The sequence below is a fragment of the Nocardia wallacei genome, from assembly GCF_029868745.1.
Classification (GTDB): Bacteria; Actinomycetota; Actinomycetes; order Mycobacteriales; family Mycobacteriaceae; genus Nocardia; species Nocardia wallacei_B.
The window spans coordinates 1-20,058 of the sequence record NZ_JARWOP010000271.1; the positions used below are offsets into that span (position 1 = coordinate 1).

Annotated in this window: 17 protein-coding genes; 11 read left to right on the forward strand and 6 right to left on the reverse strand. The window is 69.2% G+C overall.

Translation table 11 applies throughout. The features are described 5' to 3' along the window. Nucleotides 1-231: 231 nt before the first annotated feature. The 5 genes from QH470_RS24200 (at nucleotide 232) to QH470_RS24220 (ending at nucleotide 3,530) form a co-directional block, all read left to right on the forward strand. Nucleotides 232-558, forward strand: coding sequence for a cupin domain-containing protein (locus QH470_RS24200; RefSeq protein ID WP_280274625.1), 327 nt, complete (start codon nucleotides 232-234; stop codon nucleotides 556-558). A 65-nt stretch (nucleotides 559-623) separates the two neighbouring features. Beyond that, nucleotides 624-1,655, forward strand: a complete 1,032-nt coding sequence (locus QH470_RS24205; protein WP_280274626.1) for a Dyp-type peroxidase — start codon at nucleotides 624-626, stop codon at nucleotides 1,653-1,655. Then, a complete protein-coding gene (locus QH470_RS24210; RefSeq protein ID WP_280274627.1) occupies nucleotides 1,652-2,452 on the forward strand; it encodes a family 1 encapsulin nanocompartment shell protein in 801 nt (266 codons plus the stop codon). The genes QH470_RS24205 and QH470_RS24210 overlap by 4 nt, the downstream gene beginning before the upstream one ends. A gap of 57 nt (nucleotides 2,453-2,509) precedes the next feature. Then, nucleotides 2,510-3,040 carry a hypothetical protein gene (locus QH470_RS24215; protein WP_280274628.1) on the forward strand — a complete coding sequence of 177 codons (531 nt, stop codon included), beginning with the start codon at nucleotides 2,510-2,512 and terminating at the stop codon, nucleotides 3,038-3,040. Between the two features lie 91 nt (nucleotides 3,041-3,131). Beyond that, on the forward strand, nucleotides 3,132-3,530 hold the full coding sequence (locus QH470_RS24220; RefSeq protein WP_280274629.1) for an NUDIX hydrolase: 399 nt from the start codon (nucleotides 3,132-3,134) through the stop codon (nucleotides 3,528-3,530). Here the strand turns inward: QH470_RS24220 and QH470_RS24225 are convergent. Further along, entirely contained in the window at nucleotides 3,517-5,157 is a 1,641-nt protein-coding gene (locus QH470_RS24225; protein WP_280274630.1) for an MFS transporter, read from the reverse strand. The genes QH470_RS24220 and QH470_RS24225 overlap by 14 nt on opposite strands. Nucleotides 5,158-5,248: 91 nt before the next feature. Next, entirely contained in the window at nucleotides 5,249-5,917 is a 669-nt protein-coding gene (locus QH470_RS24230) for a TetR/AcrR family transcriptional regulator (protein WP_280274631.1), read from the reverse strand. Nucleotides 5,918-6,118: 201 nt separating this feature from the next. Here QH470_RS24230 and QH470_RS24235 point away from each other — a divergent pair, with 201 nt between their 5' ends. From QH470_RS24235 to atzF, 5 genes are read left to right on the forward strand one after another with little or no spacing between them, the layout of a single operon-like run. Continuing rightward, nucleotides 6,119-7,639 carry an amino acid permease gene (locus tag QH470_RS24235; RefSeq protein ID WP_280274632.1) on the forward strand — a complete coding sequence of 507 codons (1,521 nt, stop codon included), beginning with the start codon at nucleotides 6,119-6,121 and terminating at the stop codon, nucleotides 7,637-7,639. A 42-nt stretch (nucleotides 7,640-7,681) separates the two neighbouring features. After that, complete coding sequence (locus QH470_RS24240; RefSeq protein WP_280274633.1) at nucleotides 7,682-8,431, forward strand: DUF1989 domain-containing protein; 750 nt, start codon at nucleotides 7,682-7,684, stop codon at nucleotides 8,429-8,431. Further along, on the forward strand, nucleotides 8,428-9,045 hold the full coding sequence (locus QH470_RS24245) for an urea amidolyase associated protein UAAP2 (protein ID WP_280274634.1): 618 nt from the start codon (nucleotides 8,428-8,430) through the stop codon (nucleotides 9,043-9,045). The genes QH470_RS24240 and QH470_RS24245 overlap by 4 nt, the downstream gene beginning before the upstream one ends. Continuing rightward, the gene (locus QH470_RS24250; protein WP_280274635.1) at nucleotides 9,042-11,117 is read left to right on the forward strand and encodes a 5-oxoprolinase/urea amidolyase family protein; all 2,076 of its coding nucleotides are present in this window, start codon (nucleotides 9,042-9,044) and stop codon (nucleotides 11,115-11,117) included. Before QH470_RS24245 ends, QH470_RS24250 begins: the two co-directional genes overlap by 4 nt. Continuing rightward, on the forward strand, nucleotides 11,114-12,739 hold the full coding sequence (atzF, locus tag QH470_RS24255) for an allophanate hydrolase (RefSeq protein WP_280274636.1): 1,626 nt from the start codon (nucleotides 11,114-11,116) through the stop codon (nucleotides 12,737-12,739). The genes QH470_RS24250 and atzF overlap by 4 nt, the downstream gene beginning before the upstream one ends. An 8-nt stretch (nucleotides 12,740-12,747) precedes the next feature. Here the strand turns inward: atzF and QH470_RS24260 are convergent, their stop codons facing one another. The 3 genes from QH470_RS24260 to QH470_RS24270 form a co-directional block, all read right to left on the reverse strand. Further along, entirely contained in the window at nucleotides 12,748-14,169 is a 1,422-nt protein-coding gene (locus tag QH470_RS24260) for a vanadium-dependent haloperoxidase (protein WP_280274637.1), read from the reverse strand. A 228-nt stretch (nucleotides 14,170-14,397) separates the two neighbouring features. Beyond that, nucleotides 14,398-15,975, reverse strand: coding sequence for a hypothetical protein (locus tag QH470_RS24265; protein WP_280274638.1), 1,578 nt, complete (start codon nucleotides 15,973-15,975; stop codon nucleotides 14,398-14,400). Next, on the reverse strand, nucleotides 15,960-16,724 hold the full coding sequence (locus tag QH470_RS24270; protein ID WP_280274639.1) for an ABC transporter ATP-binding protein: 765 nt from the start codon (nucleotides 16,722-16,724) through the stop codon (nucleotides 15,960-15,962). The genes QH470_RS24265 and QH470_RS24270 overlap by 16 nt, the downstream gene beginning before the upstream one ends. A gap of 1,207 nt (nucleotides 16,725-17,931) precedes the next feature. Here QH470_RS24270 and QH470_RS24275 point away from each other — a divergent pair. Beyond that, complete coding sequence (locus QH470_RS24275) at nucleotides 17,932-18,657, forward strand: hypothetical protein (protein WP_280274640.1); 726 nt, start codon at nucleotides 17,932-17,934, stop codon at nucleotides 18,655-18,657. Nucleotides 18,658-19,330: 673 nt separating this feature from the next. Here the strand turns inward: QH470_RS24275 and QH470_RS24280 are convergent. Further along, the gene (locus QH470_RS24280) at nucleotides 19,331-19,924 is read right to left on the reverse strand and encodes a Uma2 family endonuclease (protein ID WP_280274665.1); all 594 of its coding nucleotides are present in this window, start codon (nucleotides 19,922-19,924) and stop codon (nucleotides 19,331-19,333) included. Between the last annotated feature and the right edge of the window lie 134 nt (nucleotides 19,925-20,058).

Genomic DNA, 20,058 nt, shown 5'->3' on the forward strand with positions numbered 1-20,058 from the left:
GTCCACAACACCACCCCATCCGGCGTCGGGTGCCCCCCCCCCCCCCCCCCCCGCGGAACGGAAAAAACCCACCCCCACCGGCCCCCCCCCCCCCCCCCCCCCCCCCCCGCCCCCCCCCCCCCCCCCCCCCCCCCCCCCCCCCCCCCCCCCCCCCACCCCCCCCCCCCCCCCCCCCCCCGGGGGGCCCCCCCCCCCCGGGCCCCCCCCCCGGCCAATATTCCAGCGGGGCAAATGGACAAGAAATCGCTGACGGCGGTGGCCCGGCAGCAACTGAAGCTGGCCGCGACCGCCTCGAGTGGACGCAGTTCGCAGACGCTGTACGGCGGCCACGCCCACAGCCTCCGGCAGACCGTGATCGCCTTGACCGCCGGGCACAGCCTGGCCGAGCACGACACGCCCGGGGAGGCGACGATCCAGGTACTCACCGGCACGCTGACCGTGCTCAGCGGCGCCAACGAGTGGAAGGGTTCGCCGGGCGATCTGCTGGTGCTCCCGGGCGCCCGGCACAGTGTGAAGGCCATCGACGACGTGGTGTTCCTGCTGACCGTCGCCATGTGACGCGCCGACGGTAGCCGCGGATCCCACCCGGCCGCCGTTCGGCGGAACCCCGTAATCTGTCGATCATGGGTGAGCCGCAGCCGATTCTCGATCCGCTCACACGGGCCGCGATCTTCCTCGTCGCCACCATCGATGAGGGAGGCGAGCCGGCGGTTCGCGATCTGCTCGCCGACCTGTCCGGGCTGCGGCGGTCGGTCGGTTTCCGGGTTCCCGGGGGCGAGCTGAGCTGCTGCGCCGGCATCGGTTCCGCGGCCTGGGACCGCCTCTATTCCGGCCCGAGACCGGCTGAGCTGCACGAGTTTCCGGGCTACCGCGGCACGTACCACGCGGCTCCGGCCACGCCCGGCGATCTACTCTTCCACCTCCGCGCCGAATCCATGGACGCCTGTTTCGAGCTGGCGATGGTGATCGGCGACCGGCTGCGCGGCGTGGCGACCATCGTCGACGAGACGGTCGGCTTCCGCTATTTCGAGCAGCGCGATCTGCTCGGTTTCGTCGACGGCACCGAGAATCCGGAGGGCCGCGCGGCGGAGGCGACGGCGCTGGTGGGCGCGGAGGATCCGGATTTCGCCGGTGGCAGTTATGTGATCGTGCAGAAGTACACCCACGATCTGGAGGCGTGGAACGCGCTGTCGGTGGAGGAGCAGGAACTCGTCATCGGCCGCACCAAGCAGCGCGATATCGAACTGTCGGACGCGGAGAAACCGCTGAATTCGCACGTGGCGGTCAATACCGTGTACGACGAGGACGGCACGCAGCGCCAGATTCTGCGTGCCAATATGCCGTTCGGCAGTGTCCGGGCGGGCGAGTTCGGCACCTACTACATCGCCTACGCCGCCACGCCGAGCGTCACCGAGCGCATGCTGGAGCGCATGTTCCTCGGGAGCGACGAGGCGGCCTACGACCGCATTCTCGATTTCTCCACAGCGGTCACCGGCACCCTGTTCTTCACCCCGACGACCGAATTCTTGGAGGATCCGCCGGACCCGCCGCAGGAGCGGGTCGCGGTGGCCGACGACGACCTCGAGCTGTCCGGTGCCGCGCCCCCGGGGGCCGGCTCTCTCGGTATCGGCACGTTGAAAAGGAGTAAGGCATGAACAACCTGCACCGCGAACTCGCGCCGATCACCGCCGCGGCCTGGTCGGCGATCGAGGAGGAAGCGACGCGCACGTTCAAGCGCCATATCGCCGGCCGGCGGGTGGTGGATCTGTCGGGACCGCACGGCACCGACTACTCCGCGGTCGGGCTGGGCCGCACGACCACCATCACCGCCCCGGACGAGGGCGTGCTGGCCCGGCAGCGGCTGGTGGCTCCGCTGGTCGAGTTGCGGGTGCCGTTCACGCTGCTGCGCGAGGAACTCGACAATGTCGAGCGCGGCGCCCAGGACACCGATCTGGACGCGGTCAAGGACGCGGCCCGCAAGATCGCCTTCGCCGAGGACCGGGCCATTTTCGAGGGCTACCCGGCGGCGAACATCACCGGCATCCGGGCCGCGGCGTCCAACGAGCCGGTCGCGCTGCCCGCGGATCCGCGGCTGGTACCGGAGGCCATCGCGCAGGCGCTGAGCGAGCTGCGGCTGGCCGGTGTCGACGGCCCGTACTCGGTGCTGCTGTGCGCCGACCTGTACACCCAGGTCAGTGAGACTTCCGACCACGGCCACCCGATCCGCACGCACATCGAGCGCCTCATCCCGGAGGGTGAGATCATCTGGGCCCCGGCCATCGACGGCGCGTTCGTGCTCACCACCCGAGGCGGCGATTTCGACCTGCAACTCGGCCAGGACGTCTCGATCGGCTACCAGTCCCACGACGCCGACGCGGTGGAGCTGTATTTCCAACAGAGCATGACGTTCCTGGTGTACACGGCGGAAGCCGCGGTCGCCCTGCGGTCCTGATCGCTACCCCGGCCCAGCACCCGGCCGGTACGGTGGCTCGCGTAGCTAGGAGGGTCGATGACAGCGGTGCGGGCCGGGGTGGTGCCGGGGCGGCGGGCGCTCGTGTACAGCGTGCTGGGCGTGCTGACCACGGTGTTGATCTGCGCGGGAGTGGTCGGGATGTTCGGGGTGAATCGGGTTTTCACCGGGCTGGCGGCCGGGGCGGTGGTGGCGATCGCGCTGCTGGTGCGGCTGTTCGGGCGCGATGCCGTGGTACTGGCCGACCAGGCCATCTATCTGCGGACGCCGCTGCACGAAGCCAGCATCGACTGGGAGCGGGTGGTCGCGGGGCGGTTCACGCTCGACGAGCGGGCCCGCTGGTCGCTGGCGCTGGATCTGACCGGTGGCGACGAACCGCACAGCGAACTGGTGCTGCTGAGCATTCCGCCGGTGGTGCGCCCGGTGTCCAACGCCTATGAGCACCGCAAGCGGGAGCAGGTGGCCGAGATTCGGAAGGTGTTGCGGCACAAGCGGATTCCGGTGACCGTGCTGCCGGAGATCGCGGAGTCGCTGCACGAGCACTGGAAGCTCGCGCCGCCGGCCCGGTGATCCCGGCAACGCATTCCGGACGACGAGGAGAACAGTTCGTGGTGAGGCGGGAATTCGTGGTGAGGCGGAGATTCGTGGTGAGGCAGGGCGCATGATCCGGACGGCGGCGGTGGCGCACGTCCGGGAGCGGCGGCTGCTGCAGGCGCGGTCGACCGGTAAGGACGTCTTCTATATGGCGGGCGGGAAGATCGATCCCGGCGAGACGCCGGTGCAAGCGCTGCATCGCGAGGTGCGCGAGGAACTCGGCGTCGCGGTGGCGGCCTACCGCGAACTGGGTGTGTTCGAATGCGAGGCGTACGGGCACGCGCCCGGCACCGCACTGCACATGACGTGCTTCACCGCCGATTTGACCGGCGAGCCGCAGCCGACCAGCGAGGTCGCCGAGATCCGCTATTTCACCGGCGGCGAATACGCCGCCATGCCGCACGTCGCGCCGGGGTCGATGCTGGTGTTCCGGCGTTTGCACGAGCTGGGCCTCATCGACTGGTGATCGGGCCGAAATCGGTTGGCCCAGTGCGCCCGTCGCGCAACGGGATTCGGCTGGAGGCAAGGAAGCCGAGTACCAGCACCAGTGCTGCGACGAGCAGGGTGACGCGGGTGGCGTCGGCGAATCCGCGAGCGAGGGCGTCCACGACCACCTGGGTGCCGTCGTGCTCGCGCAGCACCGTGACGGCCCCACCGGCCGATTCCCGCGTCGCCACGGCCACCTCGTCGACGGCCCGGTCCGGCAGTCCCGGCACGTCCGAGAGGCGATCGGGCACTATGCGCGACAGCGACACCGCCAGCACCCCGCCGAGCACGGCGGCACCGAGCGCGAAACCGACCTGCCGCACCGTCAGCCAGGCGGCCCACGGCCCGGTGTCCACGGACCGCCCGTCACCGAGCAGGGCCCCGGTGAGCTGCGCGGCGACCGCTCCCAAGCCGATTCCGTAGCAGGCCAGCAGCGCCCCGAGCAGCCACGGCGACACGTCCGGCGACACGCACAGCGCGGTCACCGCCACGGCCACGGCTTGGATGGCCAGTCCGGCCCGCACCATCCACACCGGCGCGAACAGCCGCGCCCGCGACGCGACGACGCCACCGGCCAGCAGTGCGCCCAGCGCCATCGCGGCGAGCACACAACCGCTGCCGAGCGTGGTCAGGTCGAGCACGTTCACCAGATACAGCGGCAGCACGAACAGCAGACCGAACTCGCTCAGGGTCACGGCCAGCACGACCAGGCTCCCCCATCGGAAATCCCGCGCGGTGAACCACGAAAGATCGCACAGCGCAGCACGTTCCCCCTGCGTTCGATGCCGCTCCCACAGCACGAACAGCGCCAAGAGCACCACCCCGAGCAGCAGCAGAAGCGGAATCGGTGAACTCGCCGCGCGAGTCGACCAGGTCAGTCCGAAGAAGCCGAACTCCCGCAGCGGTTTCCACCAGCCGTAGGTCTGCCCCTCGATCAGCGCGAACACCACGAGCGCGAAACCGGCCGCGCTGAGCAGCAGGCCGTCGATATCCGGTCCGGGCACCGGGCCGCGCGCCTTGCTCTCCGGCACGAACAGCGCAAGCCCCGCGAGCACCACCACGCCGAGGGGCACGTTCACCAGAAATATCCACGGCCAGGTGAAGCTGGTGCTGAGCCAGCCGCCGAGCACGGGACCGACGACGGCCACCGCGGACACGACCACGCCCCACGCGGCGAACGCCAGGACCCGATCACGCTCGCGAATCACCGCCCGCGCCGTCGCCAGCGCGCCCGCCAGCACCGCCGCCCCGCCGATGCCCTGCACGAGACGACCCCAGATCAGCGTCGACGCGTCGTCCGCCGCGGCGGCGAGCAGGCTACCGGCGACGAACACCACCACACCCGCGGCGAAGACGCGGCGGCGGCCGAACCGATCACCCACGCGCCAGGCGGTGACCAGCAGCGCGGCGAACACCAGCGCGTAGACGGCGGTCACCCACTGGGCCTGGGTGAAGCTCAGGCCCAGATCCCGGATGATCGCCGGTAGCGAGACGCCGACCGCGGTGCCGTCGAGGCTCACCATGGCCAGGCCCAGCGCCACCACCGCGAGCGCGCGAACGCGCCGAGGGTCCTGGTGCAGGGGCGAAGCTAGCTCCACGTCCGTCATGCGCAACTCCCGCCGTCGAGTGGGAACGCCGTGAAAGAACCTCGGGTCCCACACAGTCTACGAGCGGTTTGCCCAAAATTCGCCTGCCTGCTCAGGCGGCCGCGACACGCTCCAGCAGTCGCTCGGCGGCGGACCGCACGGCTTCCTGATCCCCCGACCAGCCGAGCAGGTGCAGCGCGGCCTCGGGAATCAGGCGCTCCGCGTACCCGGGCGCGGACCCTTCGTCGGAGCGAATATTGATCGCGCTCTCCACCAGCCGGAAGGGCAGCACCCGCACCCCCGCTACGGGCGACGCGCCGGTCTCGTCCTGCACCTCGCCGGCCAGCTGTTCGTAGTGGCCGCGCAACTCCTCGCGCCGCAGCCGGAACGCCTCGAACCGCTCGGACCGCAGCTCCGGCAATAGATACAACGCACCGAGATTCCAACGCGCGGAGCACAATTGGCGCACGTCGAACCAGGCCAGCGCGTACAGCCGCACCGGCGCCGGATCAGCCTCTCCGCGCAGCCGAGTCGCCAAAGCCAATGGGCCGGTGACGGTTTCGTCGAGGAGGGCGTCGAGGATGTCATCCTTGGCGGAGAAGTGGTGATACAGGGAGGCCTGCCGGATACCCACCGCATCGGCAATGCCGCGGGTCGAGGTGCTGGCATATCCCTTGGTAGTGAACAGCTCCGCGGCCGCGTCGAGGATCTCGGCGCGCGGCGTGTGCCCTTGGCGCCGCCGCGGTTCGAGACGCGGGCGGCCGGGTCCGAGTTGCGTCACCTCTTCATTCTGGCCTATCGGCGCCGCCCGACCGTGCGCACGTCGGCACTCGTGAGATTTCTGTCATCCGACAGAAACGCGGGCAACGCAGAAGTTACCCGAAGGGGCGGGACCGATACATCGGCGTCACCACCGCGGCGGCCCGGATTGGAAAACTTTCACTCGATAGATATTGGCCACGACGCCTAAGGACTCCCGCCCATGGCCACCACGCTCGCCCCCGCCGTCCAGTCCGACAGTGCCGACCTCGAAAGGTTCGGCTACCAGCCCGTTCTGCACCGCAAGCTCGGCCGCTACGCCTCGTTCGCGGCCGGGTTCTCCTTCGTCTCCATCCTCACCACCATCTTCCAGTTCTTCGGCTTCGGCTACGGGTTCGGTGGCGGGGCGTTCTTCTGGACCTGGCCGATCGTCTTCGCCGGGCAATTCCTGGTCGCGCTGAACTTCGCCGAGCTGGCGGCCCGCTACCCCATCTCCGGCTGCATCTATCAGTGGTCGCGGCGGCTCGCCGGTGAGGTGGTGGGCTGGTTCGCCGGCTGGATGATGATCATCGCCCAGATCGTCACCGCCGCCGCGGCCGCGATCGCCCTGCAGGTGGTGCTGCCCTCGATCTGGAGCGGCTTCCAGATCATCGGCACCGATACCGCGCTGACCTCCCGGTCCGGAGCGATGAACGCGGTGCTGCTGGGCAGCGTGCTGCTGGTGCTGACCACCGTGGTGAACGTGGTCGGCATCGAGCTGATGGCACGGTTGAACACCATCGGCGTCACCGTCGAGATCGTCGGCGTGCTGGCGACGATCGCGCTGTTCTTCTCGCACGCCGAGCGCGGTCCGAACGTCGTGTTCGACAATGCGACGGCGGCGCCGGGCCCGTACTGGGCGGCGTTCCTGGTGTCGGGGTTGATGGCCGCGTACGTGATGGTCGGATTCGATTCCGCCGGTGAGCTTTCCGAGGAGACCAAGAACCCGCGCCGGGTGGCTCCGCGCACCATCCTCACCGCGCTGGCCGTGTCCGCGCTCGGCGGCGGGCTGATGCTGCTCGGCGCGCTGATGGCCGCGCCGAGCCTGAACGACGGGGCCTTGGCGAGCGACGGGCTGGCCTACGTGATCTCGGCGAAGCTGGCCACCCCGGCGGGCAAGGTGCTGCTGGCCTGCGTGGCGGTGGCGATCACGGTGTGCACGCTGGCGATTCAGACCGCGGGCTCGCGGTTGATGTTCTCCATGGCGCGGGACGGGAAGCTGCCGTTCGCGCGGCGGCTGGCCGCGGTGCATCCCCGGTTCGGCACCCCGGTGCTGCCGTCGGTCCTGATCGGCGCGCTCGGAATCGCGCTGCTGGTGGTCAATCTCGGCAATCCGGCGATCTTCGCGACGCTGGCCAGCGTCTGCATCGTCACGCTCTACCTGGCCTATCTCCTGGTGACGGTGCCGCTGCTGGTGCGCCGGGTGACGGGGTGGACCGACAGCGCCTCGGCGCCGGAGGGCCTGTTCACCCTGGGCCGCTTCGGAATTCCGGTGAACGTGGTCGCGGTCGTCTGGGGCGTCGCCATGGTGGTGAACCTGGCCTGGCCACGCGCCGAGGTCTACACCCCGGAGGGCGGCGGGTGGTGGATGCTCTGGGCCGCACCGCTTTTCGTCGCCGCCGCGATCGCTGTGGGTGCGGTCGTGCACTACGTGGTCGTCGCGGCTCCGGCCCGCCGCGCCGTTCCGGCCGTCCAGCCCGCCTGAACCCTGGAACGACTGACACATTCTCCGAGAAAGGAGCCGAGCATGACCACTACGGCATCGACGACCGGGGCGCGGGAGCATGCCCGCGCGCAAGCGGCGGCCGCCGCGGTCGATGGACCCGCACTGCCGCAGGATGTTTCGGCAGACCGAATCACCTTCGCGCAGCGGGTACCGGCCGGTGGATACGCGAATGTGGTGCTGGGGCGTGGGACGCGGGTCCGGCTCGGCGACCCGGGTGGGGCGGCGTGTGCGCACCTGCTGCTGTTGCGCGCCGAATCGCCATGGGAGCGGCTCAATGTCGCCGATACCGTGAAGGTCCCGTGGCAGGCCTATCTGGGCGCGGGTCATCCGCTGCTGTCGGATCAGGGACGGGTGCTGGCCACCGTCGTCGCCGACTCCTCCGGACATCACGACACACTGTGCGGCCCGAGCGACGCGGCGCGACAGGCACTGCGGCTGGCCGGCGCCAAACACGGCCTGACGCCACGGGATATCGGCCCGACCGTCTCGTTCTTCCGGGGTGTCCGGGTCGACTCCGCGGGTGGCCTGGTGTCCTCGGGTGGGTCGGGCGCGGGGGCCGCCGTGGACCTGCTGGTTCACCTTCCGGTCACGCTGCTGGTCGCCGATGCCGCGCACCCGTTGGACAGCACACCGCCGACCGATCTCGACATCGTCGCCTGGCATGCCCCCGAAGACCTTGCCCAGCAGCATAATTCGGAGCCGGAATACCTGCGCGCCGTCGAGAACACCGAACATGCCTGGCACGCCGCACGCACCCTGGAGGCACTGTGACCACGCTCGCCCGCACAGTCGTGCTGGATCAAACCGTTCCCGCCCGCGCACCCTGGTCGGCGGTGGTGCGGGCCGGTGACCAGCTGGAGATCATCGACCTGCACGGCAATCAGGCCGTGGACTGCCTGCTGTACTCGGCCGCCGACCACGCCGACCGCTACAGCGCGCAGGCCACCGTCGCCGCCCAGCGCAATATCTTCCTGACCACCGGCAGCGTGCTGCGCACCGACTCGGGCACGGCGTTGATGACGGTGGTCGCCGACGAGGTCGGCAACCACGACACCGTCGCGGGCGCGTGCTCGCAGGAGTCGAACACGCTGCGCTACGGCCACCACACCCGCCACCAGCACGCCTGTGTCGAGAATTTCCTCACCGAGGCGCTGAAATGGGGGCTGGGTAAACGCGATCTGGTGTCGAACATCAACTGGTTCATGAACGTCCCGGTGGAGGCCGACGGCACCCTGGGCATCGTGGACGGGCTGTCGGCGCCGGGAAAGAAGGTCACGCTCCGGGCCGAGATCGACACGCTGGTATTGGTGTCGAACTGTCCGCAGATCAACAACCCGTGCAATGGTTTCGACCCGACGCCGGTGCGCATGGTGGTGACGCGATGAACAGCGCGATCACCGATCGTCCGGCAGCCGAAAGCCGTTCTGCGCCTTCGGTCGACGAGACATCCGGGCACGACGGTCCGTCCCTGGAGGTGATCCGGCCCGGAATGCTGACGACCGTCCAGGACTGGCCGGGCCGGATCGGATACTGGCACGTCGGCGTGCCGCCGTCGGGACCGATGGACGATCTGTCGTTCCGGCTCGGCAACCGGGCCGTCGGCAATCCCGAAGGCGCGCCCGGACTCGAGTGCACACTGGCAGGTCCGGCGCTGCGATTCGCCGAGCCGACGCGGCTGTGCGTGACGGGCGCGCCGGTGATCGTGACCGTCGACGGAGTGCGCGTCCCGCAATGGCGGACCGTCGACGTCCCGGCTGGTGGCGTGCTGGACGTAGGCGCGATGCCGGGCCCCGGCATGCGGTGCTACATCCTGATCGCGGGCGGGCTGGCCGTGCCCGAATACCTGGGCAGCGCGGCCACTTTCACACTCGGTCACTTCGGTGGCGACACCGGCAATGCCCTGCGGCCCGGTGACATCCTCGCGCTCGGCGGTGCGCACGGCCCGGTCGCCACCGCGATACCCGCCGACGAGCAGCCGGTGCTCACCCACCGCTGGGAACTCGCCGTCACCGAGGGACCGCATGGCGCGCCGGAGTTCTTCACGCGCAACGACTTCGACACCATCCTCGCCACCGACTACGAGGTGCATTTCAACTCCGACCGCACCGGGGTACGGCTGATCGGGCCGAAACCGCAGTGGGCGCGCACCGACGGCGGCGAGGCCGGACTGCACCCCTCGAACATCCACGACAACGCGTATTCCGTAGGCGCGCTGGACTTCACCGGCGACACCCCGATCCTGCTCGGACCGGACGGGCCGAGCCTGGGCGGCTTCGTCTGTCCCGTCACGGTCACGGCCGCCGACCGCTGGAAGCTCGGACAGCTCACGCCGGGCGATACGGTGCGCTTCGTCCCGGTGCGCGCCGACCGGGCCGCCGCACCGAGTGCGCTGGGCCCCGCCCGCCGCGCGGGCTGGCCGTTCGTCCTGTCCACCGGCGGCGACGGCGACGACGGCGTGCTGGCCCGGGGCGAATCCGACGACACCTCGGTCACCTACCGGCGCGCCGGTGACGACGGCGTCCTGGTCGAATACGGTGACATGACACTGGATCTCGGGCTGCGCGCCCGCGTGCACGCCCTGCACCAGCACCTGCTGGAGCGACGCGAGCCGGGCATCACGGAGCTCACCCCGGGCGTGCGGTCGCTGCAGGTGCGCATCGATCCGGACCGGCTGCCGACCGCGACGCTGCTGGCGCTGCTGGCCGAGGCAGAAGCGGCGCTGCCGCCGGCCGAGGACCTGGTGGTGCCCAGCCGCACCGTGCACCTGCCGCTGTCGTGGGACGATCCGGCCACCCGGGAGGCCATCACCCGGTACATGCACGGCGTGCGCGCCGACGCGCCGTGGTGCCCGTGGAATATCGAGTTCATCCGCCGGATGAACGGCCTCGCCGACGTGCGGGACGTCTACGACACCGTGTTCGCGGCCGAATATCTCGTGCTGGGACTGGGTGACGTGTACCTCGGCGCGCCCGTCGCCACGCCCACCGACCCGCGGCATCGCCTGGTCACCACCAAATACAATCCCGCCCGCACTTGGACCCCGGAGAACGCGGTCGGCATCGGCGGCGCGTACCTGTGTATCTACGGCATGGAGGGTCCGGGCGGATATCAGTTCGTCGGACGGACCACACAGGTGTGGAACCACCGGTCCTTCGCCGCCGCCCGGTCCGGTCCATCCCGCGACGAGGATCCGTGGTTGCTGCGGTACTTCGACCGGATCCGCTGGTATCCCGTCTCGGCGGACGAATTGCTGGAGCGCCGTGCCGATTTCGCCGCCGGGCACTGTGAGTTGCAGGTCGAGGAGGGCGAATTCCGGCTGGCCGAGCACCGGCGCTTTCTCGACGACAACGCCGACGCGATCGCCGAGTTCCGCGGCCGCCAAGCCGAGGCATTCGGGGCCGAACGCGACTCCTGGCGGACCGCGGGCGAATTGACCGACGCGAAAGTTGGCCCATGACTGTGTGGATTCATCGGCGGCCGGAAGCCGAAGTCGCGGCCGAGACCGCGGCGGCGCAAGGTCCGCTGGGCGGATTGCGGCTGGCCGTGAAGGACAACGTGGACGTGGCCGGGATGCCGACCACCGCGGGCTGCCCCGAATTCGCCTACCGGCCCGAGCGGGACGCGGCGGCCGTGGCGGCACTGCGGGCGGCCGGTGCGGTCGTGGTCGGGAAGACCAACCTCGATCAGTTCGCCACCGGGCTCGTCGGCACGCGCTCGCCGTACGGGGCGGTGCGCAACGCGCTGCGGCCGGAGTACGTCTCCGGCGGTTCGAGTTCGGGATCGGCGGCGGCCGTGGCGCTCGGCGAGGCGGATATCGCCATCGGCACCGACACCGCCGGTTCCGGCCGGGTACCCGCCGCGTTCCACGGCATCGTGGGGATCAAACCGACTGTCGGCGTGGTCGATACCGCGGGCGTGGTGCCCGCCTGCCGTTCCTACGACTGCGTGACGATCTTCGCGGCCGATCCGGCGACGGCGAACCGGGCCATGGGAATCATGGCCGCCGGGGCGCCCGACCGCGCCTGGCCGGCGGATGTCCGGCTCGCCGCGCCGCCGAAACCGGTTGTCGCGGTGTTCGATTCGCTCGACGCGCTGGATCCCGTGTGGCAGGCGGCATTCGACCGCACCGTCGCGGACCTCCGGGAGCGCGGCGTGCGGATCGTGACGGTCGATCCGGAGCCGTTCCTCGCCGCGGCGCGGCTGCTCTACGACGGTGCGCTGGTCGCCGAGAGATATTCGGCCGTAGGGGAATTCGTCGATGCGCACCCCGACGCGGTGGACCCGACCGTGGGCGCGATCATCGGTAACGCCCGGGATATTCCCGCCCACCGGCTGGTCTCCGATCTCGCCGAGTTGCAGCGGCTGCGGGCGCGCGCACTGGACAGCCTGCGCGGCGCCGACGCCCTGCTCGCCCCGACGACACCGATCCACCCGACGATCGCCGAGGTCGAGGCCGACCCGATCGGGGTGAACTCGCGGGTCGGCACCTACACGAACTTCTGCAACCTGTTCGACCTGTGCGCGGTCGCGGTGCCGGCCGGAACGGCGGGCGAGGCACAGTTCGGCGTCACCGTCTTCGGCCGCGCCTTCGAGGACGCCGTGGCGCTGGATATCGCGGCGCTGGTCAGCAACGGCGACAAGGACTCTCCGCTGCCCGATCCGGCATGGCCGCTGCGGGTGGCGCCGGTGCACGAACTCGTCGTGTTCGGCGCCCACCTGCGTGGGCAACCACTCGAGCACCAGCTCACCGAACTGGGCGCGCGCTGGGACGGAGCCGTCCGCACCGCACCCGCCTACCGGCTGGGCGCCCTGGACACCACGCCACCGAAACCGGCCGTAACCAGGTGCGCCGACGGTGAGACGGGCGTGTCCGTGGCCGGTGAACGCTGGCTGCTCTCCCCCGCCGCACTGGGTCGTTTCCTGAGCGGGCTACCGGCTCCCATGCAGCTCGGCGCGGTCGAACTCGACGACGGCAGATGGACCACCGCGTTCGGCTGCGACGCCGCCGCGGCGGCCGCCGCCAAGGACATCAGCGAATACGGCGGCTGGCGCGCGGCCCTCGCCGCCGGGGCGGTCTGATCCCGCCCTCACGGCAGCCGCGGACCCGCCGCCGCGGCCGCCCGCAGTCCGTTCGCCCACAGGTCACCGGCGATGTCCAAGCCCAGCCGCACGCCGCCGATGTTCTGCGACAGGTCCATCCGGCCGTCCGCGTCGACGGCGAAGGCATCGAAACTCCAATGGACGCCGAGGAATACGCGGCTGCGGGCATTCTCCTCGATCATCTGCCACAGCCCGCCCGGGAAGGTACGTGTGTGCCGAGGGCGGCGGATCCCGTACCGGTCGATGCCGGCGCCGTCGAGTTCGTCGGATACGAAAGCCAGTCCGTCGGTGAGGGAGTCGGGGCCATCCGTGCCGATGCCGCAGTGGCGGCGGGTGATCTGCAAGGCGGCCGCACCGAGCGCGGCGTGGCCGGACGGATACGCCGGGAACGGCGGTGTGGCGGAGGGGATGCCGGGCTCGTTGGTGTGAGCCGCGCCCAGGGGCAGCCAGAACGGGTCGCACAACGTGTCCCACCCCTGTGCCGCAAGGCCTTTCGGGCCCATGGACGGATCGTGCTCACGGATTCCCAGCACCGGGCGCCACAGGTTGTGCCGGTACTTGTCGTCCCAGGCCAGGATGGCCGCGTCGGCCATGGCGGCATTGACCAGCGCGAACAACCGCGCGTTCGACGCGATTCCGGACCGCCGGGCGGCGGCGACCGCGCGCACGATCAGGTTGTACAGCCGAGGCGGCGTGCCGATCTTCTTCGCGGCGTCGTAACCCCAGAACGTGCCGATCAGGGTCTCCTCCGGCGTGCGGGGCGACAGGCCCGGCGGCAGCGCGCCGGACAGCTCGGTGGCGATGCCCTTGCCGCGCACCTCCCGCAGCGCCCGTTCGTAGGCGGGGTCGGTCTGCTTGGGCGGGGCGTCGAGGGTGTGCCGGGTGGTCGCCGCGAAGCAGCGCGAGTGGGCGCCGTAGTGCGGCGCGTAGTAGCCCTGGTCCGGATTCGCCGGGTCCGCACGGTGTTTCAGCGGTTCGAGACTCGGGCGATAACCCACGCCGTCGAGTCCGGGATCGGCGGCGCGGGCCGACAGCACGGCGTGGCCGACGGCCAGGCCGTGCGCGCTGCCGGTGCCCGTGCCCGGACCGCGCAGCCCGGCCTGCTGCAATGCCGCGTCCAGCCGGGCGGTCTGAGCCGGATACAGCGCGGTGAGGGTGGTGTGGGCGGCGACCGCGACGGCCGCCTCGGCGGAGGCGCCCGGTGGCGCGGTCGGCGGCGTGGTCAGATAGGTGCCGTGCGCCGCGGGCACGATGCCGAAATAGGCGTCGTGCATGGCGAGGTGGGTGATGGCCAGCGCACGGGAGCTGCCGACCGTTCCGCGCACACCACGTTCGGCATGATGAACGACGGTGTGCGCCATCCGATCCGACTCCAGCGCCACGTTGTTCCAGTACAGGATCTGATCCACTTGTCTTCCTACTCGGAATATCGTCACGGCGCCGGCCCGCGGGAGCATTGCGACTGGACGAAATTGCCCTCAGGTCCGAGCATGCCCGTGCGGAGCCGGGATCGCCGTAGTAGTCGACTACCCGATTCGGGAACGGCGCGAACGGGACGGCCGAGTAGCGCTGTTGCGCGCGTGCGCCGTGGTACCGCTGATGGAGGAAAAACGCAGGCGCACAACGGCTTCGAGACCTCAGCGGGGTTTCACCTCCGCAAGCAACTCCGGTCCATGGGAATCGAGTCGTCGCTCGGTGACGCGGGCCGCGAGCACGGTCGTGCCGACGCCCGACGCCAGCCCCACGGGCAGTGCGCACCACTGGACCACCGGACTGTGCAGGTAGACACCGAATCCCAGGATCGCGAGCACCGGCAGATTCACCAGCAACTGACCGAAACCGACCGCGAGCTGCACCAATGCCCTTGCGCAGCCGGGATTTCCGCCGCCGCCCGCGAAGGGGTTGCCGCGCTGCGGCGGCAGCGGATACGCCGCGTACACCGACAGGAAGATCGCGGCGCTCACCCCGACGCCCACGAACACCGGCAGTGTCGACACCGCCCAGGGATAGAACTCGGCCCGCCCGAGCGCTCCGGGCAGGATCAGGGTGAGCAGCAGCGCGAGCGGACCGACCAGCACCACCCAGGCGATCATCCGACCGCGCACGTCGGCCCGGCTCGCACCGGGGACGACCAGGGTGTGCCACAGCGCCGTGCCGTCGAAGGCGTACATGTTCGCGCTGGCCATCGCCGCCATCCACACCACGAAGGTCCCCGTGAACGGCACCGGGACACCCGTGCCCTGCAGCGACAGCATCACCGGCAGCACGATGCCGAGCAGCAGCAACGGCAGCAGCGCGGCGCGACGGCGGCTGTCGCGCCACCAGGTGCGCAGTTCCTTGGTCACCACTGCGCCCACCGGCGTCGCGGGCGCCAGCCGTGTCAGGATGCCGCGGCCCGTCTGCACCCGAACGGGACCCGCGGGCGCCGCCGTGGTGATGAGCCTGCGACGCAGTAGCACCGCCCAGGCCTGCCACAACAGGGCCGACAGCAGTGCCAGACCCAGCAGGCACAGCGCGGACAGCCACCACTGTCCCCGCCCGGCCGCCTCGACGGCGTAGGGTGCCCAGCCCGAGGGCGGTATCCGCAGCGCCAGCGCGACCGGTTGTGCCGCATGCTCCAATTTCGGTGCGACAGTGGTGATCAGCAGTTGCATCGGGTAGTAGGCCAGGCCCGCCAGCGCGGCGAGCAGCACACCGAGGTCACGGCCGCGCCGGGAGCGCATGGCCGCACCGATCCAGGCCAGCAGCACCCGCGACAGCACCACCACGAAGACCAGTTGCAGCGCCGCGCCGAGCACCGCGACCACCGTTGTCGCGACCCCGACCTGGGCGGCCAGCAGGACCAGACCACCGAACGCGATCAGGTTCACCACGGCCGCCGGGCCCGCGAACGCGGCGGCCAGCAATCCCGTCGCCAGCTGCCGGTAACTCAGCGGCAGTAGCCGAAAATGCTCCGGTTGCAAGGTCTCGTCGCTGCTCCCGGCGAGGATCGGGCCGCACAGCCAGCCCAGTGTCCATACCGCGTAGAGCGCGGCGGCGACGTTGATCGCCGAGGGCAGGTCCCACTCGTGCCCGGCCAATGCCGTGAACAAAGCGGTGAATCCGGCGGCGAGCAGACCGAACACCAACCCGATCCAGAAGGCGACCGCGGCCTTGCCGCTGCTGAGCGAACGGACGGTCAGCCGCCACCGCATCCTGATCAGGACGCCAACCACGACAGCCCCTCCTCGCCGCCGACGCGACCGCCGACCAGCCGCACGAACGCCTCCTCCAGCGTGCCCTCGCCGCGCACCTCGGCGACCGTGCCCGTGCTCACGACCCGTCCCCGGTTGATCACCGCGAGACGGTCACACAGGTTCTCCACCAGCGCCATCACGTGACTCGACAGCACCACCGAGCCGCCCGCGGTGACGAAGCGCTGCAGGATCGTGCGGATGGTTCCGGCCGACACCGGGTCGACGGCCTCGAACGGCTCGTCGAGCACCAGCAGTTTCGGCGCGTGCAGCAGCGCCGTCGCCAGCCCGATCTTCTTGCGCATACCCGCGGAATAGTCGACGACCAAGGTGTTCTCGGCGTCGGTGAGTTCCAGGACGGCAAGCAGTTCCGCCGCCCGTTCGGCCACGGTGTGCGCGGCCATCCCCCGCAAAAGCCCTGTGTACGTGAGCAATTCACGCCCGGTGAGCCGCTCGGGCAACGCCAGCCCGTCCGGCAGCACCCCCACAATCGTCTTGGCCCGCACCGGGTCCGCCCACACATCCGCCCCGAAAATGTGCGACTCCCCCGCATCCGGCCGCAACAACCCCACCGCCATCGACAACGTAGTCGTCTTCCCCGCCCCATTAGGCCCGACCAGCCCGAAGAACGACCCCGGCGGCACAGTCAACCCCACCCCCTCCACCACCCAAGGCCCCCCAAACCCCTTGTACAAGCCCCTCAACCGCAATGCTGAGCTATCCGGCCGCATGATGACTCCCCTTCCACCGAACGCGCCTCACGTCCCACAATCAGGGATCGTCCCACGCCCAACCCGCGCAACACCGCCCATCACCCCAACACCGAGCCGACCGCCCGAGATCCCCGACGCGTTCACCGATATGGATCCCTGCGTAGACGAGGTCGTGACGGTCGCCGGAAACCGGCACCGAAAGTCGTGATCCGGCCTGAGCGGACGCAAATCGGCGTGAAGTGGCAAGGATTGCCGTGTGTGCGCGGATTGTGTCCGCACAGGCCGGGCGGCTGGCTCGAACGACGTGCGCAGTCGAAATCCCCAACGGTTAAGCAGTTTTCATGTTCCCAACCACTGTTCGACCTCATCGAGCGTGCACATGCGGACAATCGGTTCGCCGTCAGCAGCGTCGTACAAGCTCCACCGATTCCGTGATGAGGGTTCTCGCAGCAAGCGGTAGCCACCGCGCCGGGCATGGAACATGAGCCGCTGATATCGCGACCGGGTCGGTTCCACGGTCGCATCCGGCCGCTCGTTGATCATCGCACCCGCCTCCCGGATATGTCGGCGGCACCATCTCCAGGAGTGCGATATGTAGTCCAGAAATGGTCGTGCACCGCATTCCACAAAGCGGCCAAACGGGGAAAACGCTCCCTTACCTCCACCAGATCGGGCGCATGGTCGAGCGAGCATGCGACCAAGGTCTCCGCACCGGCACCTCCACCGCCCGTACCGGGTAGGTCATGCCCCGCGCGGCGACCCGTTCCCGCGGCGACATCGACTCCGGCGTCAAACGCCCGGCCAAGGTCAGCGTCCGATCCGATGCCGGCTCCCGCCCTCGGAGTCGATTCCGGCACTTGCATGTTCGTCATCGCCTATCTCCTCTCGATAGTGCTGCCGCCGTTGCCTGCCGATGAGTGCTGCAACGCGAACCCGATAGCGGGCTGAGTCGAGTTTTGCGCGATAGTTACGACGATCGAAGGCATGGGACCGCTACGAAACCGCTACGCTGCTGGTACAGAAGGGATCGGCGCGGAGGGCAGGTGCGCGGGCCGTGATCGTCGTGGGGAAGTGGACAGGTGTCGAGGTGCGTGCGCTTCGACTCCGAGCGCTGCGGTGGACCCAGCCACAGCTCGCGGAACGGACCGGATTCAGCGAGGGCGTAGTACGGAAATGGGAAGCCCGGGGCGGAACGATCACGCTCAGGGGTCAATACGCCGAAGGCATGGACACGCTGCTGCGGGACTTGGATCCAGAACAGCGCGCGCGATTCGAGATCGCCCTTACCGAAATGGGTAGAGGGTCGGTCGCGGACGGCTGTCCCACCATTCCACAGGGTGTGCTGGCCGATCGGTCAGGAATCGGCGTGGACGGCGTCGATGCTGAGCGACTGGCGTACATCAAGGCGCATCCGAGACGTATCGATCGGAAGGGCGTCGATGAACTGTCAGTTGTGTTGGCGGCGTGGCGGAAGCTTGATGACTCGGTGGGATCGGAGGCGGTACTTCCGGCCGTGAACGAGACCGTGCACGAATTCGGTCCGATGATCGGTTTGTCGGAAGCCGCTGGTCGGTATAAGCAAGCCTCCCCTGCCGTGTTGGCGGTAGCAGCTCAGCAGGAGGCTCGAGGTCATGCCCTCCTCGGCAAGGCAGAGGAAGCCGAGCGCCAGCTGGACAGAGCCGACGAATACGCGGTACGCGCTGCCGAGGAGCCCGACCGGATTCCACCGTGGTTGTACTTCCACAGCACGGATCTGCTTGTGCTGCAACGCGGATTGGCGTACAAGTACCTCGCGGAATCCGGCCGCCCGAAGTACCGACGTAAAGCAATCGCGGTATTGACCGCCGGGCTGTCCGGCCTCGATCAGGAGACCCGCGAATCCGATTGGATGCGCTGGTACGTCGACCAACTCGCCGAGTTGGTGCATGGCACGGACTGGCGACAACCCTGATTCGGATTCGGTTCGTTCGGGATAGCCTGGCAGGCGCGATTGAGCCGCGCACAGTGCTTGGGAGGAGCGCGACCTCGGCGGCTCGAGGACGCATGTGGTACTTGCGCCGGGCGGAATGTGTGCCCGTTCCACAGACCGTATGCCGAGTCATCGGTCGCGGGCGTCGGCCGACGGCGGGTTCCAGCACTCGTCGCGCGGAGATTATCCGACTGATCTCGAAACAAGGGACACCGAATGAGAACATCCACCCGTAGGCCGCAGCGCGGAACTCGTGCACGCACTCTGGCACGTGCCTCTGCTATCTCCGCACTGCTTTTCTGTCCGGTAACCGTATCGGTCGCTGTCGCACTCGGTGCTCCGGTGGCGTTCGAATTCGCTGATGGGTTCGATGCCACCGATTATCGGCCTGAGGTTGCCGACCGCGTGGTTCCGGCTCGGCCCGGGCAGGCGCCACCGAAGACCACGCCTCCGAAGTCGACTCCGCCGAAGCCGACTCCCCCCAAAACCACCCCGCCAAGGACACCGCCTCGCGATAGGGAGCATCATCACCACCACTATTACTACAATGACCCTTACCCGCTTCCTTCCAATCCGCCACCGTGTGACGGCGTGTGGTTCGGAAGTGGTTGTGCGAAGGTGAGTTGAGTGGCTCCGACATTGGGAGATACGGGACCTAGCGCAGTAGTGTGGCCGGATCGATGGTGAATTCGAAGGGCGAGTGCAGGGTTGCGGGCTCGCCCGCGGCGATCCGATGGGTCAATTCGTATTCACCGTTCTCGGCGAGAACATGTGCGAACAGCACCGGAATTGCTTCGCCGGGAAGACGGCCTTTGAACGAGTTGGCCTCGATGCGCCAGTAGTTCGGGATGCCCGCCTCCGCGTAGACGGCGGGCTTCACCAGTCTGTCCTGCAATGTTGTCGAGGCAGAGACGATCTCTACCGCGAGGAGGACGTGCTCGGCTGGAACACCTCGGCTGTCCTTCTCCACGCTGCCTTTACCGGCAACGAGATCCGGAATGGGCTCGTCGTCACCGATCACGACGCCGAGACCTGGCCAGACCCAGTAATCGCTGGGTTTCGCGGCAATCAAGTCGATCAGCAACCAGGTCAGAACTTCTTGGTGACGCGGCTTCGGCGCGGCGTTCACGATGAGCTGGCCATTCAGGACCTCGTACCGGATTCCGTGATCGGGCAGGTTATCGAGGTCGGCCGCGGTCCAACGATCCCCCGCAGGTAGCAAGGCGGACGATCGCTCGGGTACCGGCATCGCCACGTAAGCCACCTCCTACTCGCTGACCTGGGGCGTCGCTTGTCGCCGCCCGCCAGTGCAGTCTACCCAGTCGGGACGACATCGGGCCGGTGAAAGATGCTGCGCACATCCTTCACCGGCCCGATCGCGAT

What these genes read in the sequence shown, in the direction of transcription:
- QH470_RS24215 (WP_280274628.1), top strand. Translation starts at nt 2,510, where the DNA reads ATGACAGCGGTGCGGGCCGGGGTGGTGCCGGGGCGGCGGGCGCTCGTG.
- QH470_RS24200 (WP_280274625.1), top strand. Translation starts at nt 232, where the DNA reads ATGGACAAGAAATCGCTGACGGCGGTGGCCCGGCAGCAACTGAAGCTG.
- QH470_RS24225 (WP_280274630.1), bottom strand. Translation starts at nt 5,157, where the DNA reads ATGACGGACGTGGAGCTAGCTTCGCCCCTGCACCAGGACCCTCGGCGC.
- QH470_RS24280 (WP_280274665.1), bottom strand. Translation starts at nt 19,924, where the DNA reads ATGCCGGTACCCGAGCGATCGTCCGCCTTGCTACCTGCGGGGGATCGT.
- QH470_RS24240 (WP_280274633.1), top strand. Translation starts at nt 7,682, where the DNA reads ATGACCACTACGGCATCGACGACCGGGGCGCGGGAGCATGCCCGCGCG.
- QH470_RS24270 (WP_280274639.1), bottom strand. Translation starts at nt 16,724, where the DNA reads ATGCGGCCGGATAGCTCAGCATTGCGGTTGAGGGGCTTGTACAAGGGG.
- QH470_RS24205 (WP_280274626.1), top strand. Translation starts at nt 624, where the DNA reads ATGGGTGAGCCGCAGCCGATTCTCGATCCGCTCACACGGGCCGCGATC.
- QH470_RS24220 (WP_280274629.1), top strand. Translation starts at nt 3,132, where the DNA reads ATGATCCGGACGGCGGCGGTGGCGCACGTCCGGGAGCGGCGGCTGCTG.
- QH470_RS24235 (WP_280274632.1), top strand. Translation starts at nt 6,119, where the DNA reads ATGGCCACCACGCTCGCCCCCGCCGTCCAGTCCGACAGTGCCGACCTC.
- QH470_RS24210 (WP_280274627.1), top strand. Translation starts at nt 1,652, where the DNA reads ATGAACAACCTGCACCGCGAACTCGCGCCGATCACCGCCGCGGCCTGG.
- atzF (WP_280274636.1), top strand. Translation starts at nt 11,114, where the DNA reads ATGACTGTGTGGATTCATCGGCGGCCGGAAGCCGAAGTCGCGGCCGAG.
- QH470_RS24275 (WP_280274640.1), top strand. Translation starts at nt 17,932, where the DNA reads ATGGACACGCTGCTGCGGGACTTGGATCCAGAACAGCGCGCGCGATTC.
- QH470_RS24250 (WP_280274635.1), top strand. Translation starts at nt 9,042, where the DNA reads ATGAACAGCGCGATCACCGATCGTCCGGCAGCCGAAAGCCGTTCTGCG.